Origin of the sequence: Paenibacillus sp. FSL R7-0198 (assembly GCF_038000415.1) — a bacterium.
In the GTDB taxonomy this organism is placed as follows: Bacteria; Bacillota; Bacilli; order Paenibacillales; family Paenibacillaceae; genus Paenibacillus.
Window position 1 is genome coordinate 6,376,230 of sequence record NZ_JBBOCB010000001.1, and the last position, 15,650, is coordinate 6,391,879.

The 15,650-nt window shown below is 35.8% G+C and carries 14 protein-coding genes; 12 read left to right on the forward strand and 2 right to left on the reverse strand.

Annotation, left to right across the window (positions count from 1 at the left end; translation table 11 throughout):
- Positions 1 to 999 precede the first annotated feature (999 nt).
- Together MKY87_RS28175 and MKY87_RS28180 are read right to left on the reverse strand one after the other, a co-directional pair.
- Positions 1,000 to 1,965, reverse strand: coding sequence for a hypothetical protein (locus tag MKY87_RS28175; protein ID WP_340967079.1), 966 nt, complete (start codon positions 1,963 to 1,965; stop codon positions 1,000 to 1,002).
- Positions 1,966 to 2,006: 41 nt separating this feature from the next.
- The gene (locus MKY87_RS28180; protein WP_340967080.1) at positions 2,007 to 2,765 is read right to left on the reverse strand and encodes a hypothetical protein; all 759 of its coding nucleotides are present in this window, start codon (positions 2,763 to 2,765) and stop codon (positions 2,007 to 2,009) included.
- 829 nt (positions 2,766 to 3,594) lie between these two features.
- On the opposite strand from MKY87_RS28180, the gene MKY87_RS28185 reads away from it, so the two are divergent.
- The 12 genes from MKY87_RS28185 to MKY87_RS28240 all read left to right on the forward strand — a co-directional run bounded on the left by MKY87_RS28185 (position 3,595) and on the right by MKY87_RS28240 (position 15,617).
- Positions 3,595 to 4,956: a nucleotide sugar dehydrogenase gene (locus MKY87_RS28185; protein ID WP_339784313.1), complete on the forward strand. Its 1,362-nt coding sequence runs from the start codon at positions 3,595 to 3,597 to the stop codon at positions 4,954 to 4,956.
- A gap of 18 nt (positions 4,957 to 4,974) precedes the next feature.
- Positions 4,975 to 5,553 (forward strand): adenylyl-sulfate kinase, encoded by a 579-nt coding sequence (gene cysC / locus MKY87_RS28190; RefSeq protein WP_340967084.1) that lies wholly within the window; start codon positions 4,975 to 4,977, stop codon positions 5,551 to 5,553.
- A 15-nt stretch (positions 5,554 to 5,568) separates the two neighbouring features.
- Positions 5,569 to 6,030 (forward strand): ATP-binding cassette domain-containing protein, encoded by a 462-nt coding sequence (locus MKY87_RS28195; RefSeq protein WP_340967085.1) that lies wholly within the window; start codon positions 5,569 to 5,571, stop codon positions 6,028 to 6,030.
- Between the two features lie 179 nt (positions 6,031 to 6,209).
- Positions 6,210 to 6,797 carry a polysaccharide deacetylase family protein gene (locus MKY87_RS28200; protein ID WP_340967087.1) on the forward strand — a complete coding sequence of 196 codons (588 nt, stop codon included), beginning with the start codon at positions 6,210 to 6,212 and terminating at the stop codon, positions 6,795 to 6,797.
- Entirely contained in the window at positions 6,779 to 7,597 is an 819-nt protein-coding gene (locus MKY87_RS28205; RefSeq protein ID WP_339784305.1) for a glycosyltransferase family 2 protein, read from the forward strand. Before MKY87_RS28200 ends, MKY87_RS28205 begins: the two co-directional genes overlap by 19 nt.
- A gap of 12 nt (positions 7,598 to 7,609) precedes the next feature.
- Entirely contained in the window at positions 7,610 to 8,659 is a 1,050-nt protein-coding gene (locus tag MKY87_RS28210; RefSeq protein ID WP_340967089.1) for an Ldh family oxidoreductase, read from the forward strand.
- Between the two features lie 89 nt (positions 8,660 to 8,748).
- Positions 8,749 to 9,120: a VOC family protein gene (locus MKY87_RS28215; RefSeq protein WP_339784301.1), complete on the forward strand. Its 372-nt coding sequence runs from the start codon at positions 8,749 to 8,751 to the stop codon at positions 9,118 to 9,120.
- 3 nt (positions 9,121 to 9,123) lie between these two features.
- On the forward strand, positions 9,124 to 10,584 hold the full coding sequence (locus MKY87_RS28220) for a class I adenylate-forming enzyme family protein (RefSeq protein WP_340967091.1): 1,461 nt from the start codon (positions 9,124 to 9,126) through the stop codon (positions 10,582 to 10,584).
- A 16-nt stretch (positions 10,585 to 10,600) separates the two neighbouring features.
- Positions 10,601 to 10,867 carry an acyl carrier protein gene (locus MKY87_RS28225; RefSeq protein ID WP_339784297.1) on the forward strand — a complete coding sequence of 89 codons (267 nt, stop codon included), beginning with the start codon at positions 10,601 to 10,603 and terminating at the stop codon, positions 10,865 to 10,867.
- On the forward strand, positions 10,867 to 12,096 hold the full coding sequence (locus tag MKY87_RS28230; protein WP_340967093.1) for a phenylacetate--CoA ligase family protein: 1,230 nt from the start codon (positions 10,867 to 10,869) through the stop codon (positions 12,094 to 12,096). The genes MKY87_RS28225 and MKY87_RS28230 overlap by 1 nt, the downstream gene beginning before the upstream one ends.
- A gap of 57 nt (positions 12,097 to 12,153) precedes the next feature.
- Positions 12,154 to 13,890, forward strand: coding sequence for an ABC transporter ATP-binding protein (locus MKY87_RS28235; protein ID WP_339784293.1), 1,737 nt, complete (start codon positions 12,154 to 12,156; stop codon positions 13,888 to 13,890).
- Positions 13,890 to 15,617 (forward strand): ABC transporter ATP-binding protein, encoded by a 1,728-nt coding sequence (locus MKY87_RS28240; RefSeq protein ID WP_339784292.1) that lies wholly within the window; start codon positions 13,890 to 13,892, stop codon positions 15,615 to 15,617. The genes MKY87_RS28235 and MKY87_RS28240 overlap by 1 nt, the downstream gene beginning before the upstream one ends.
- Positions 15,618 to 15,650 lie beyond the last annotated feature (33 nt).

Consider the following 15,650-nt stretch of genomic DNA (forward strand, 5'->3'; position numbering starts at 1 on the left):
AAACCATCGAACCCACCACACCCATTTTATAAGTGAAAGATACTTAACACTTGAATTTTTTTCAATTTAATTAAATGGAGAAGACTTATTAAACAAGTCGAGAGACACTTTCAGTTACCTTCATTTATAATAAACGCGTGGGATCATTCTTACTCCAATCCTCTCTGTGACAAGAGAGAAACTCCTGAATTGCTAGTGGATGCCCATAGATTTATGATCCTAAGAGAATTTATTGAATTCTCAAAGATATTGGTGAAATCGGAAGATACATACAGCCAAAAGAGATTAGCGAAGCTGGATTGGTATAATCTACTGAGATTCGCCCGGTGGTACGCCAAGAAGAGACAACGCAGGAGATGGATGAATTCAATATCTGAGGTCAAGTATATAACCAAAATGTATGGACTAAAAACGTTATTGTGATCTGCATGCCCATGAAAGACGAACATCGGAAAGCCGTATGAGGGAAAACCTCACGTACGGTTTGATGAGGAGGGGCTGGGTTTTCCCCAGCCTTTTACTCTAGAGAAACCAAGTTCTTGTCACAAGCTAAGGACAAGAACTTGGTTCCAATGCCGAAAAGGACAAGAACAATGTGTCATTTCGGAGTAGATTGTTATCTAAGTATTATCATGACAGAACTTATGTGGCCAGATAAAAGTAAAATTCGTAAAGAGCCAATTTTTATATGAATGGTGTTTAGTAAGTATGGAGGTCATGCTAGCATGCAGGGGATATCTGGGAACTTCTGGTTTGTTAATATACAATTTCCTATCCAGGTTTATCACCCTTTTAACTATGTTTTATTGATACATAAAATGAATAATTTCGTTGTAAAAAGCGAAGAAGTTATTAAAAGTGAAGTGAATAGGATTATGGGCGTGGTGATAAGGGAGTAATATAGAAGTATTTGATTAGAGATTAATTTAGGTACAAAAACAAAAAATCACGAAAATACCTCTACGAATTTGTTGAGAGCAAGTATCCATTTTCCTGAAATTATTGTATTTTACCAAGTATGTTGTATATAACTTCTTTTTCCTTGTTAATATTACTTTTTAAAATTTCGATAATTTGTTCGCACAAAGTATTTTTTTTAGATATGTTGTACTTAATAACTAAATTTCTTAACATCAAATACCGTGATTCTAGCTCTTTGTAGCTACTGATTAACTCGAGTCCATTCGGGATTAATGACAATTGGTACATATACTCTAAACGTAGGGTCATCATTTTTTTGTGTTCCCAAAACAGATGGAATGCTCTTTTATCAAAACGAAAACTAGATGGATCGGAGTTAACGGCAGATTTTATAGTTAAATTTAATGCATCTATTCCAAATATTGACTTTTCTTTAAATGACATATCAATTGTAGGTTTGGAGTAAACGTAATTCTCTAATGTTGAGGCTACCTGCTGTAAATTAAATTTGTACTCATGCTCCTCTTTTATACCTAATAAATGGACGTTATGAAAAAATTCATTGTCAGAGTTCATAGCATTATAGCCTTCATTTAATTCGCTAAATGAGCATTCGGCATGGATATATTTCCCTTCCTGTATATTATCCGCTACATGAAAGGTACCCTTTTCTAAGTCGTACCCGAAAATAAATATTTCATGCCAATTGTGATTTTTTTGATAGGCTTTTGAAGCCGATATATAGTAGCGATCAACATATAGATACACATAACGCGACTCGTTAATCGCATCAATAATAAACTCATGTAAAGAAGTCCATTTATTCTTTAAAATTGTTTCAGGAATTACATGATGATTGATCCATGGGCATTGATCGAAAATCTGATGATGATTGTCAAAAAAATATGTATGCCAATCATAGACATAACGAATCTGGATAAAGTTATTATATAACCAGGGTGAGATATTGATATTATCTCTGCCAATAATGGATAGCACACTAGCATATACATTGAAAGTATTTATCAATGGATTATTATTCATGAATAACTTTTTTGAAGACATGTATCCTCGCTCCTTTGTAGTTAATGATAGAACTCCTGTTCAGCAGAAAAATTAAAATTAAAGTTGTGAATTAGCGAATAGAAGAGTATGTGATATTCCCGTTCTAATTTAGATATCCTGTGTAGATTAATTCTAGAGTTATCGATTAACTTCTTGCCGTAATTGCGGGTATAAATGGCTTTAATTGATAATGCTCGGAGCAACAACCAATCATCAAGTACCTGATCCATTTTTTTGATTATGCTGTTTTTGATTGAATTACTATCATTATTTAAATTAAGAAGTTTGAGAAGTCTGTACCTTTCAGAGCATTTTCTATAAATTGTACTACTTAGAGTTTCAATTAAATCCTCATGTTTAAGTGCAAAAGGGTAGATATCGGCTAATTGAAGGATGTTTGAGATAGAATCAAACAATTCGGATTCCAACAATAACAAGTTACTTACAAAATTTTGAATGACCTTTTCATTTATATTGCTTGAATGTGAATGCTTCAAAACATATTGTGTAATGGAGTTATCAGTGATGGCTTCGTTTTCTGTAAAATATTCTAAGAATTCAGTAAAAGGAACACAATACTCGGTATACTCTGAGATATCATCAACAATATAGATATTATCTCTTGAAGGATCGTAACCATGAACTAACACAGGATGAAGTCCGTGTTTTTTACCAAAATAAAACTCCCGCCCATTTTGATAAAATAAATCAATTTTAATTCTGATCGGGTTACCATCAAGGATACATGATGTAATTTGTTCGCGCAGAGCATCTATCATAATAGGTTGTGACTTAGTCTTTATCCCTAACTCCTCAAGTAATTCTTCTTTCTTATTAAATTCAGTAACTTCATATTTGAATTTGTCTGTACTGTCTATTCTATAAATACTGATAGGATTACATAATATGGATAATGTGTTTTTTTGATAATATTCACCGAGTGTTAGTAATGCATTGTAACTGCAATTAAATTAAGGAAAGTTATAGTCAGGATACATTTTTTTCATTCCATCGAACGCTTTAAAACCTACTAATTTAACAGTTTTGTCCATATAGTTGCTCCTTATAATATTCGAAATATTAAACTCTTTCTTGTATGAAAATATTGATCAATACTTGATCAATACATAGTTTTTTTTGAAAACGTTGGGATATTTCAAGAAAACATTTTAGAATAATGTCGATTATTTTTGATGTAATATTGTAATTTTGCATTAGACTCATAATAACCCCATTCTCAATTTAGTCAATATTTTGAATTAATTTAAAATATTTTATTTTTATGTAAGTTGCAAAAATCACATGTTTTTTTATTTTTGACAAATTTCCCCTTACTTCGACATAAGGAATGCTATATGCTACAACATGTAACCGCCTTCATCACTTAACATAATAGAGAAAATTTGTAATATTGGGGAGTCTAGTACGATTACGATATGTACTTGAAAATTAAGTAAGAAGACTACCGATATATAAGCGCGATTTATGGAAAAATTGTATTAAATTATGTTGATATAAGGTGGCGAAGCTATTGTAATGTACAGATTTTAAGTGTTTTAATTCTGCCTTAATACTTTATCGCATTAACGGAGAGGGGCGTCACAGGGGTTGAGTGATAATACAACACAAGCTTTATTAGAGGATATGAGTTCGGTTGCACATGAATTAACCAACAAAATTAAAACGAAAAATGCAAAAATAGCAATAATTGGAGCTGGATACATCGGGCTTACGCTTGCTGTACAACTTTCTAAGGCTGGATTCATTGTATGGGGTCTAGAAGATGATCAAAAGAGAGTTGAAATGATCCAATTGGGAATTAGCTATATTGAAGACGTATCCACTGATGAACTTTCTGGTTTAGTTAGAGAAAAGAGGATCATTGGAACATCTGATTTTCAAGTTTTAAAAGATGCAGACATAGTGATTATCTGTGTCCCAACACCATTATCAATTAATAAAGAACCGGATATTTCAATTATTCGGAGTGTCACGGAGAAGATTGCTGGCTCTCTACATTCTGGACAATTAGTAATATTGGAGAGCACTACATATCCGGGGACAACGGACGAGGTGATTTTGCCTTGCTTGGAAAGAACGGGTTTCCGTGTAGGGGTTGATTATTTTTTAGCACACTCGCCAGAACGAGTTGATTTTGGAAATATAAATTACACACGTTCGAATGTCCCTAAAGTTGTTGGTGGAAGCACATCAGTTTGCACGAAAATAGCACAAGTATTTTTTGAATCAGTGGCACTAGTTGTCCCAGTATCATCTGCACTTGTTGCAGAAATGGTAAAGGTATATGAGAACACTTATAGGATGGTCAACATTGGCTTGGTAAATGAAATTACTTTGCTATGTGATCGAATGGGTATCAATGTTTGGGAAATGCTCGAAGCTGCATTCACTAAACCTTATGGATTGCAAGAGTTCTATCCTGGTCCAGGGATAGGGGGTCACTGTATTCCGATAGATCCTCACTATTTAGCGTGGAAGGCCAAGGAATACGATTTTCCCGTAAAATTTGTAGAATTAGCTAGCGATGTGAATTCTAGAATGCCTTATTTCGTTATCGATAAGACGATTAAAGCCTTGAATAATAGCGGTAAACCGTTACGTGATTCTCGCGTATTAGTTCTAGGAGTGGCGTACAAAAAAAATATTGCAGATTACCGAGAGTCTTCTTCATTAAAAATAATAGAATTGCTCCATAGTGGAGGAGCTTCAGTGATGTATCATGATCCAAACATAGCAAGTGTTCAATTCGATCACAGGTCTGGTATAGACAAGCTTTATTCTGTTAAATTGACCGAAAACATTCTGAGAAATTTAGATGCAGTTGTCATTGTTACAGATCATAGCTTTATAGATTATGACAACGTTGTTAAATATGCCCCCATAATCATAGATACTCGAAATGCAACGAAAAATGTAATGGAGAATAGGGAGAAAATTATACTCCTTTAAATATTGGAGGGATATTAAATGTCACAACGCGGGGTGACAGTTTGGTTTACTGGTCTTTCCGGTGCAGGAAAAACTACGATTGCTTCATATGTTACTGGAATACTACAAGAACGAGGAATTGCAGTTGAAACACTGGATGGAGACGTTGTTCGCAATTCGTTATGCAAAGACTTGGGGTTCTCCAAAGAGGATAGAATCAAAAATATTGAGCGAATCTCATTTGTCGCTAAACTATTAACTAAAAATCAAATTGTTACGCTAGCTTCATTTATTTCTCCTTATAACAACATGAGAGAAATGGCTCGCCAAGAGATTGGGGAATTTATCGAAGTTTTCGTCGATGCACCACTCTCAGAGTTAATTAAACGGGATGTAAAAGGTCTCTATAAAAAGGCAATTGCAGGTGAAATTAAATCTTTTACTGGAGTTAATGATCCTTATGAGCGTCCTAATAATGCTGATTTGGTACTAAGAACAGATTTAGAAACAGTTGAGCAATGTGCAGTGAAAGTCGTGGCATTACTGGAACAACGTCATTATATAACTTTTCAAGATGTCTACACAGAAGCAAAACACAGTACCAGTTTATTATCCTAATTTGGAGGGATATAAGTGTTACTTGCGAGAGATATCGTAGTTTCATACGGCAAGAAAGGTGGAGAAGTGGTTGTACTGAGAGCTCTAAACCTTGATGTTTCAGCAGGCAAGGTAATAGGAATTGAAGGTGATTCTAAATCCGGTAAGTCAACTCTTGCGTCTGTATTAGTAGGAGATTTGCAACCAAAGTATGGAGAGGTACAGAAAGGTAAACTGAAAAGCATATTGATAAACGGTACTAAACGTACTTCCAATATGTCTCCGCTGCTTATCGCCCTTGAACAGAGAAATCTTGGCTTACTTATCATTGACGATGCAGAGACTTCTATTAATAGGGAAAACATATCATTGGTTCTCAATCAAAAGTTATTTGCAAATCGAATAACAATTCTACTCTCATCCAATTTGGAGGTCTATAAAGACTGTCTTGATACTACTTTTCGGCTTGAGAGTGGACGATTAGTTCTTAAGAAATGAGCATTAGTTAATGGAGGAGTTGTTTTCACATTTTTGATCCAAGTATTGGTTCAGCGCCTGGTTGGCCACTTGTTTTATATTACCATCACATTCATCCTAAAATTGACCATTATACATCACTAACACCTGATCAATTTGCTCGTTCACTTGAGATTGTTCTGAATGAAGTCGGAGGAAGTGTGGATCCAAAGATTGTATCCTATGAGTGCGATAAATGGTTACCCAAAGAACCGTCTGTTCTCATAACTTTTGATGATGGATATAAGGATAATATCGAATATGCAGTACCTATATTGGAGCAATTCGGAGTAAAGGCAATGTTCTTTGTTATTACCAATAATATGGAGTTAAATGCTGAAGACTGTAACCATTCGGACGCTTCACATCTTTTTATGAATTGGAGAAACCTTGTTGAAATAGAAACCGCTGGACATGTGCTTGGTGCGCATACCTTATCCCATCCGAGAATGCATGAGATTTCAATACAAACTTCTCAATGGCAGATGGAAGAGTCCATAAACAAAGTAAAAGAGCACTGCACTAATCCCGAAAATCCAATACATTTTGCATACCCCTATGGATTCATCCCTCAACAAGTATTGAATTTTCCAAAAGGATGTTTTGCTTACGGGACAGTCAAAGCGCCTCCAAATCCCTGGAATGAAGTACCATTTAATATACGTCGTACGTACTTACCAACAGGACAAATGAATATCTGGCCAGCAATGGCTAAAAGTTGGAGGGAACAATGGTTCGAATTACGGTGATAATTCCGACTCAGGATCGTCCTCAAGATCTGCATCGGTGTATTAAAGGAATTCAAGATAATGATTTAAAGTTACTCCATGAAATTATTGTGGTTGATGACGGCTCAGAAACAGCAATTGCTCCGTTAGTTGAGAGTTTTAACTTACCGATTAGGGTTATTCGTAACGAAGAACCAAAGGGAGCCGCCATCTGTCGTAACATTGCCGGAATGTTAGTTGAGTCTAACGTAATCGCATTTTTGGATGATGACGCTGTCCCAACAGCGGACTGGCTATCCGTGATTGAAAGAGAGCTTCTCCAAAATAGAGGAGGAATTACAGGAAGAGTATTACGTTTTGATAGTGGTATCGTATCTGCTGCACGTCAAGCAAGGTACGATATGAGATATTTGAGTGTTTCACGTGAGCAACCTGTCCAGTTTTTTTCTGGTGGTAATTCTGCTGTATGGACTACATTGTTTAAAAAAGTAAATGGTTTTAATTCGTTGGGAAGTGGTGGAGATAATAACTTTGTTATAGATATCGAAAATCAGGGTTATAAAATTCATTTCATTCCAGAATTAATTATTCTACACCGCAATAGCAAAGGTTTGATGAAGGCTATAATTGAAGCCTACAATTCAGGGAAGTTTCATCCCAAGCAAGTCAGTCTACGAGATTCAGTGCGAAATCTAGCGGCAGTGAAACAGAGTGCAATTGGAAAGACTTTTTGGATAGCATCTTTAAACTGGAGTTTAAATGCCATTCATCTTCTTGGAAGAATCCAAAAACGTGAGATACAGCTTAAAAATATGAAATGAGGAATCATTCTTATGAATACAAAAACCATGTGCATTGAAGAATTAACGGAACTTGTCGTATCTGCACTTATCGCTTCAGGTATTGAGAAGGATGAGTCAGGTATTGTAGCAAACGTATTGATTAATGCAAATTTAATGGGAATGGATTCCCATGGTGTAGATCTACTGCCAACCTACCTGCGTAGAATTGAACAAGGAGGTATTCATAAAAATCCCCAAAAACAGGTGATCTTTGAAACATCGTTCATGAAAATTATAGATGCTGATGGTGGTATCGGACCAGTCACAGCTTGTGAGGCTGCAACAGAGGCCATAAATCAAGCAAATGAGAATGGTATATCGATTGTTATGGTTAGAAATAGCAATCATATTGGAATGCTAGGGTATTATACTAGGATGATTGCGAGTAAGAACCAAGTAGGGATTGTTCTAACAAATTCTGGGCCCAACGTTGCTGCTTGGGGAGGGAAAGAAGCTGTTCTTGGGAATAATGCTCTATCAGTTGCTTTACCGAATGATGGAGGTATTCCGTTTGTGCTGGATATGGCTACCGGAGAGGTGGCTTGTGGAAAAATTAGAGATTTAGCTGAGAAGGGAATTAATGAGATGCCTAAGACTTGGGCACTTAATGCAGCAGGACAACCTGCTTCTCATCCACAAGAGTTTATCGATGGGGGAGTTGTACTTCCTTTCGGTGGTCATAAAGGGTTTGGTATTGGAATGGTCGTAGATTTACTTACAGGGGTTTTAAGTGGTGGTTCGTATTCCGTGAATGTAAAGCGTCAGAGAGCACATGCTGATAAGATTTCTGAATCTTGTCATACCTTTATTGCGTTGGATGTTTCCAAGATTGCTCCTTTGGAAGAGTTCAATGGAAGAGTCCAAGATTGGCTAGAAAGCATTAAGAACAGTTTGAAGGCTGATGGGGTGGAAGAGATACTGATACCTGGAGAAAAAGAGAAAAAAGCAATGGAGGACAGGAAAGATGGTATTCCGATAGCAATGGGCACGTACAATAAATTAAAGTTAATTAATGACCAGTTACAGCTTAGCCTGATATAGCCTGGAATTGGACTTGTAAGTAAACATATAGAGTAGCTACTGTCAGAATAAAGCGTGTATTTATTTAACTAATACGAGGAGGATCTACTATGAATTATAATTTTGTTGGAATTGATCATGTACAACTTGCAGCATCTGAACAATGTGAGGATCAAGCTCGTCAATTCTTTGGGGAAGTCCTAGGTATGCAGGAGATTGAAAAGCCAGTAAATTTACAGAAGCGTGGAGGGGTTTGGTTTCAATGTGGTCAACATCAATTGCATATTGGAGTACAAGAAAGTTTTGTTCCTGCTAAAAAGGCTCACCCTGCCTTTCACGTTAAAAATGTATTGGAGTTAAAAGAACATATAGAGCGTTCTGGGATAAAGACTAAAGATGATGAGCCACTTGAAGGAGCAATTAGATTTTATGTAAATGATCCATTTGGAAATCGGTTGGAATTTTTAGAATGGTTAATCTAAGTTATGAAAGACTGGACAGTCCCAACAACAATTCACGAATCCATCCTACTTGTTGCAGATAAGTATCGTGATAAAAAGGCCATTATTACCTTAAATAAATCCGTAACATATCAAGAATTGGTTAACCGAGCAAGGGATTTAGCCAAACGGTTCACTAGACCATTGCGCGTTGGTATCTGTATAAAAGATCCAATACAATTCGCAATAGTCTATTTAGGATCCTTGATAGGCGGAGGGCAAAATTTATTGTTGTCAGCAAGTTCATCACAATCTGAAGTTATTACCATGTTGGAGGAAGCAGATTGTGATGTGTTATTTACCGATAGGACAGATCTTACCAACCTTTTTGGAAAAATCTTTGTTTATTCTATTGAGCAGGGTAATTTTGATCTTCTGCAATCGGATCAACAATTAATAACAAACGACAACACAGCAGTCATGATTCCAACGTCGGGAAGTATCTCAAAACCCAAAATAGTAGAGTTATCCCATAAAGCATTGATCTGGAACGCAATGACTCACAATGAACACTTAGATATGGAGAATGATGATATTGCGCTTGTTATTCTACCTCTAACCTCAAGTTTTGCACATACAACACAATTTTTAGCACAGCTTTTAATTGGAGGAACGTGTGTAATACACAATGGCGTTTTATTCCCGCGGGATATCTATCAGACTATTCATAATTACCAGATCACTAGTATGGGTTGTGTATCTACTCACCTTAAGTTGTTTGTACAAAATCCACCTTCTCCTGATGATGTGAAAACGCTTAAGCTTATGGTTTGTGCTGGAGCCCCTACAGACATAGAGACAATCAGCCAAGCAAGAGAGATGTTTAAACATGCGGATATTGTAAGAGCATATGGACTAACAGAGGCAGGACCTAGGGTCTCATGTGGACTGAAAAACCAGATCGTGTCTAATGATTCATCAGGGGTTCCACTTAAGGGTGTACAAATTAAGGTGATGCGAGAAGAAAACGAAGGAACAGAATGTCTATTGTTCGAACCAGGAGAGATATGGGTTAATAGTCCATCCCTATATAATGGATATTATGAAAAAGGAAAAAAACAAAAACCTAAAGAAGAGTGGTTGAAAACGGGGGATATCGGATATATTGATGCCGAGAATCAACTCTTTATTATAGGAAGATCCAAAAATATTATTATAGTTGGTGGTATGAATGTATACCCTGAAGAGGTGGAAGAAGTACTTTGTCGTTTTCCTGATATCTCAGATGCCTATGTTTATGGAACAGAGGATTCATTGACAGGTGAACAGGTAGTCGCAGAGGTTGTAGTACGTTTAGGTGAAGTTAAGTTGTCTAATATTCGTAAATTTTGTTCAGATTATCTTTCAAAATATAAGATTCCGAAGTCTGTTAATGTAGTGGACTCAATCAAGAGAACAGAAAACGGAAAAGTTCAACGTGGTTCAAGAGTAAATTCTAATTCATAGAAGAGGGGTACTGAGAATGAGTGACTTTGAGCTGGAAGTACGTAACAAACTGAAAGAAATTGTAGGAGGTCTTACAACGGTAGATGTGTCTGAAATTAATGACAATGTCGATTTAATTCAAGATGCTGGCTTAAACTCAATTGATATGATTCAGTTAATCGTTATTGTAGAACAACGGTTTCAAATAGAGATTCCAGCTGAAGATATGATTATAAGTAACTTTCAAATTTATGGGAAGGTTGTTGAATATATTCTTGAGAAAGTAAAAGGAGGGGAAGTATAGTGGATGAAAAAAAAATCGTAGATCTGTTGCAATATGCAGAGAATCATACGGAGTACTATTCAAAGCTGTTTTCAAATAATGGAATTAACACTCGTGATATCAATGAATTTACAAAAATCCCTTTCTTGTCGAAAGCTGGTATCCAAGTCAATGAGAAAGAGATCATTTCAGATGAATATGATATTAATTCTCTTTTATTAGAAAGAACGAGTGGATCGTCAGGAATTCCTTTAAACTGTAGGTATGATAAAAATGAAAGAATCAGAAGATCGTTAGCTCTTTGGGGAGAACGAAAAAAGAATTCTTCTGATATTATGGGGAAGAAAATGGCAGTTTTTCATGCAGGTAATCGCAGGCATGCAAATTCCGCTCGTAATGGATTGATTGCGCGTGACGGTAACACACTCTACATTAACTATTTAAATGTTGGTGACACTTACGTTGAGAAAATCTATGACGCTTTAATCGAATTCCGCCCGTATATGATACGCTGCCAACCTTCGATTTTATTTGAACTGGTTACATATTGTAAAAGAAATAATAAGAGTACTATGGATATTCAAGCACAATACATCGAGCTAGGGAGTGAGTATTTGTTTGAGTATATACGAGATGAAATCATTGAGGCATTTCCTGGTGCAGTTGTAGCCAATAATTATGGTACCCAAGAATTTTTTTGTGTAGCATACTCTTGTCCAAACCATAATCTTCATATTGTTTCTGAACAACTACATGTTGAGACTGTGAATGAAGATGAAGAAGGATATGGAGAGATTATTATTACAAGTCTTCATAACTACGCTATGCCATTTATACGTTACAAAATTGGAGATATCGGAAAAATTGAAACGAAACGATGCAGTTGTGGGAGGAAAGAACCTGTTCTTCAGTTAAAAAGCGGGAGAACATCAGAATTTTTTATGTATGGATCGAATAAAGTACACGCGCACATTTTTAAAAATTGTATTGAAAGTTTTAACGTCCTGAAACTGAAGACATTTATTAAGCAATTCCAAGTGATACAGCTACAAGAACACCATTTCGAGTTTAAAATTGTAAGTGATTATACCTCTTTTCAAGAAGAACTTCGCACACATATAAAATCATTCTTTCTAGATAAGCTTGGGATTGAGCTTGAAATTACAGTGAGTCTGCAGAAACAATTAACTATTGATGAGAAAAGTAATAAATTGAAAGTATACAATTTTTTACAATACGACAAGGTATAATTTATTGTTAAGGTGACCATTCTATGGTCTCCTTTTTCAGGAGGGGAGAATCATTCTTTGAAGGAACGCCCGATTCGTAATTTTTACTCTGTATGCTTTTTGGAATGGTTTACTCTAGCCATTTGTGTACTTTTTATGATCGCTAAGGTCTTTGTAGGGATTTCAGAGGCCTACGTTATTCAGCAGATGATTGACCTCACCTTAGGTGGGCAAATAAGTGCAATTTTCGATTTTATGATATATGTAATTCTATTTATTGTAATCGCTATATTTGTAGAGTACATGGAAGTTACGTTTAGTGGTAGATTTTCAGTTCAAACACTGAAGAAATTAAGGATTTATATTGCTAAACAAATTTCCGGCATGCCCATTTCGTATGCTGAAAGATTTGATTCAGGTAAGGTCTCATCAGTAATTACAAATAACTTACAAGTTGTGAGTAATTATTTAAGCTCTACATTCATCAATTTATCAAGAACTCTAATTCTCTCAATAGGTTTTGCTATTTATTTGTTGGTGCTTGATTGGAAGCTCTTTTTAATCAGTATCTCCATTACCCCAATTATCCTTTTGATAACCAGAATATTTAAAAATTCTACACAGTCTTTGAGCAAAAAAGAGCAAGAAATTGTGTCTAAGTCAAACACAATCGTTTTAGATAGTATACGTGCCAGAGAAATTGTTAAATCGTATAATCTGGAAAATCATTGGTTTAAGAAGTATGCAAGCTACATTGATAGAGCACTTGAAAAGAAAATCATATTTGAAAGAAGAAAATCTTGGATGGGAGCAATGAATTATTTCGTTGATTTTATTCCTATGTTAATCTGCATAAGTTATGGAGGGTTTCTCACCTCACAAGGTTCTATGAGTGCCGGAGAACTGTTAGCTTTTTTACAAATACTGAGAAGATTAACTGGATTTCTGGGTACTCTTCCTGAAATGATAATTGATACTTACAGTATGCAAGGGGCATGTCAACGTTTACTTGAAGTTGTCAATCAAACTAAAGAGAGAACTTCCGGTGATCGTGATTTGAAAGAAACAGAAGACAATTTAATTTCTGCTAGTCGGCTTACCTTTGGATATGATGCTCAAATAAGGTTAAATGAATTGTCTCTCCAGATTGAAAAAGGTGAGAAAATTGCTTTGGTAGGCGAAAGTGGGAGTGGTAAGAGTACATTAGCTAAGTTGCTTTGTGGATTTTACGATGATTACATGGGGTCTCTAAAAGTAATGGGGCGCGATCTAAAGCAATGGAATTTAGAGTCATTAAGAAGTCGTGTTGCATACATTTCTCAGGACGCGTATTTGTTTTCAGGCACAATTTTAGAAAATATCGCATGTGGGAAACCTGATGCTTCACTTAAAGACATCATGGAAGCATGCAAATTATCCAATGCTCATGATTTTATTATGAGTCTTCCAGAGGGTTACAACACGTATTTATCTGAATCCGGAAACGGGCTATCGGGAGGCCAGAAACAGCGGATTTGTATTGCAAGAGCTCTCTTAAAGGATTCTGATATCATTATTATGGATGAGTCAACCTCAGCCTTAGACTCCGAGAATGAAAGACAAATTTTTCATAATATTCTCACCAAGCTTGAAGGCAAGAGTGTCATTATTATTTCGCATCGATTTTCATCTATTACATATGTGAACTCCATATTCGTACTTCAAAACGGACATCTGGTGGAAAAAGGGTCTCATGAAGAACTCATTCTGCAAAGAGGAGTTTATTATCATTTATTTGAAAAACAATCCATTCAATTAAAGAGGGTTATACAGTAATGGAACAAAAAAATCGAAGTGTATTCTCTCAGTTATATGCATTTATGAAACCTAGAATTGGCTGGTACTTAATTGGTCTATTTGGATTAAGTATGACTCACGCAATTGTACCTGTTATCTTGGCTTTCGGGATGAAGTTCGTAATCGATTTCTCGGTCAATGGCCAAAGCAATTTGCTCCGTACCAGCGTGTATATACTCGGTTCGGGTATGATATTGCTCGTAACTATGTACGTATTTTTCAGTTATACCTTTCGAACAAGTATTAGAAGGACTATGACTGATGTGAAGAAAAAAATCTTTCGACAAATACAACTGGTGCCCGTCGACCATTTTGATAAGATCCACAGCGGGGACGCACTTTCTATTCTAAATTATGATCAGTATTTAATGGAGATGGTATATGGAGGGCACTTACGTAATGTAATTACATCTGTCATGACCGGTATGTATTCTGCTATTTTCATGATGATTCTTGATTGGAGAATTAGCGTTTTCTTAATTATCTTTGCATTACTCGCTACAGCTGTGAACTCTAAGTTTGCACGTATTGGGAAAAAGATCGCCAAAGAACAATCGGAAAACAATGCTGTGCTTGCAAAAGTAATGTTAGAGGTTTTCCATGGTCTGTCAGTATTTAAATTCTATTCTAACTTTATTTATCCGAAGTTTGAGAAGACAAACAGTGTTTTAGTCAACTTGGGTATGAAGGCAACTCATGAAGGAGCAAAACAACAACAATTTAATACACTTATTCATTGGTTAAATTTCACGACCCTATTGTTTATTAGTGCTTATATGGTAGTGAACAATCTTACTTCTCTCGGTAATGTAGTTGCTATCATGCAACTATATGCTGGTGTAAGTATTATGTTTAACACCTTAGGCAGGTTAATCGTGCAGCTCCAGAATAGTATTGTTGGCACAGAAAGAGTTCTAAAAATGCTTTCGATTCAAATTGAAGGAGAAGAACAAGTATCAAGATCGGAAAGACAATCAGAAGAGCTAACTGAATGTATCATTAATTTTAGAAGTGTAACTTTTAGCTATGGTGATAAAAAAATCTTAGACAATGTGAATGCATCTATCTCTAGAAATCAAAGTATAGCTTTGGTGGGAACAAGTGGTTCTGGAAAAAGCACTTTAGCCAAATTGTTGATGCGTTTCTACGATACAGATTCCGGAGATATTTTATTATTCGGAAAATCTATAAGTCAATATAATCATAAAGATTTAAGAGATTTAATTGCATATGTGCCTCAAGATACTTACCTATTTAATACCACTATAAGAGAGAACATACGAATGGGATGTCTAAATGCTACCGATCAAGAGATTATTGAGGCTGCAAAGCTTTCCCAAATTCATGATTACATCACTACCTTGCCAGATCAATATGATACTAAGGTAGGAGAGAAGGGGATAAGACTTTCTGGTGGACAACGCCAAAGGGTCGGAATCGCAAGAGCTATTCTAAAACCTTCTCCCATCTTTGTACTGGACGAAGCAACTTCAGCATTAGATTCAGAAAATGAATCGAAAATTCAGGATATCATTCAAACCCTATCACAAAGTAGAACAGTAATCATTATTGCTCATCGTCTTTCTACAATTGTTCAGTCCGATAAAATTATTGTTATGGAACGAGGGCAAGTAGTGGAGGAGGGTACACATGAGGAATTGATAAGCCAAATGGGTAGCTACCGTCAGCTGTATTTAGTTGGTTAGGGATTGAATATTAAAATTCGTTTTAATTATAAA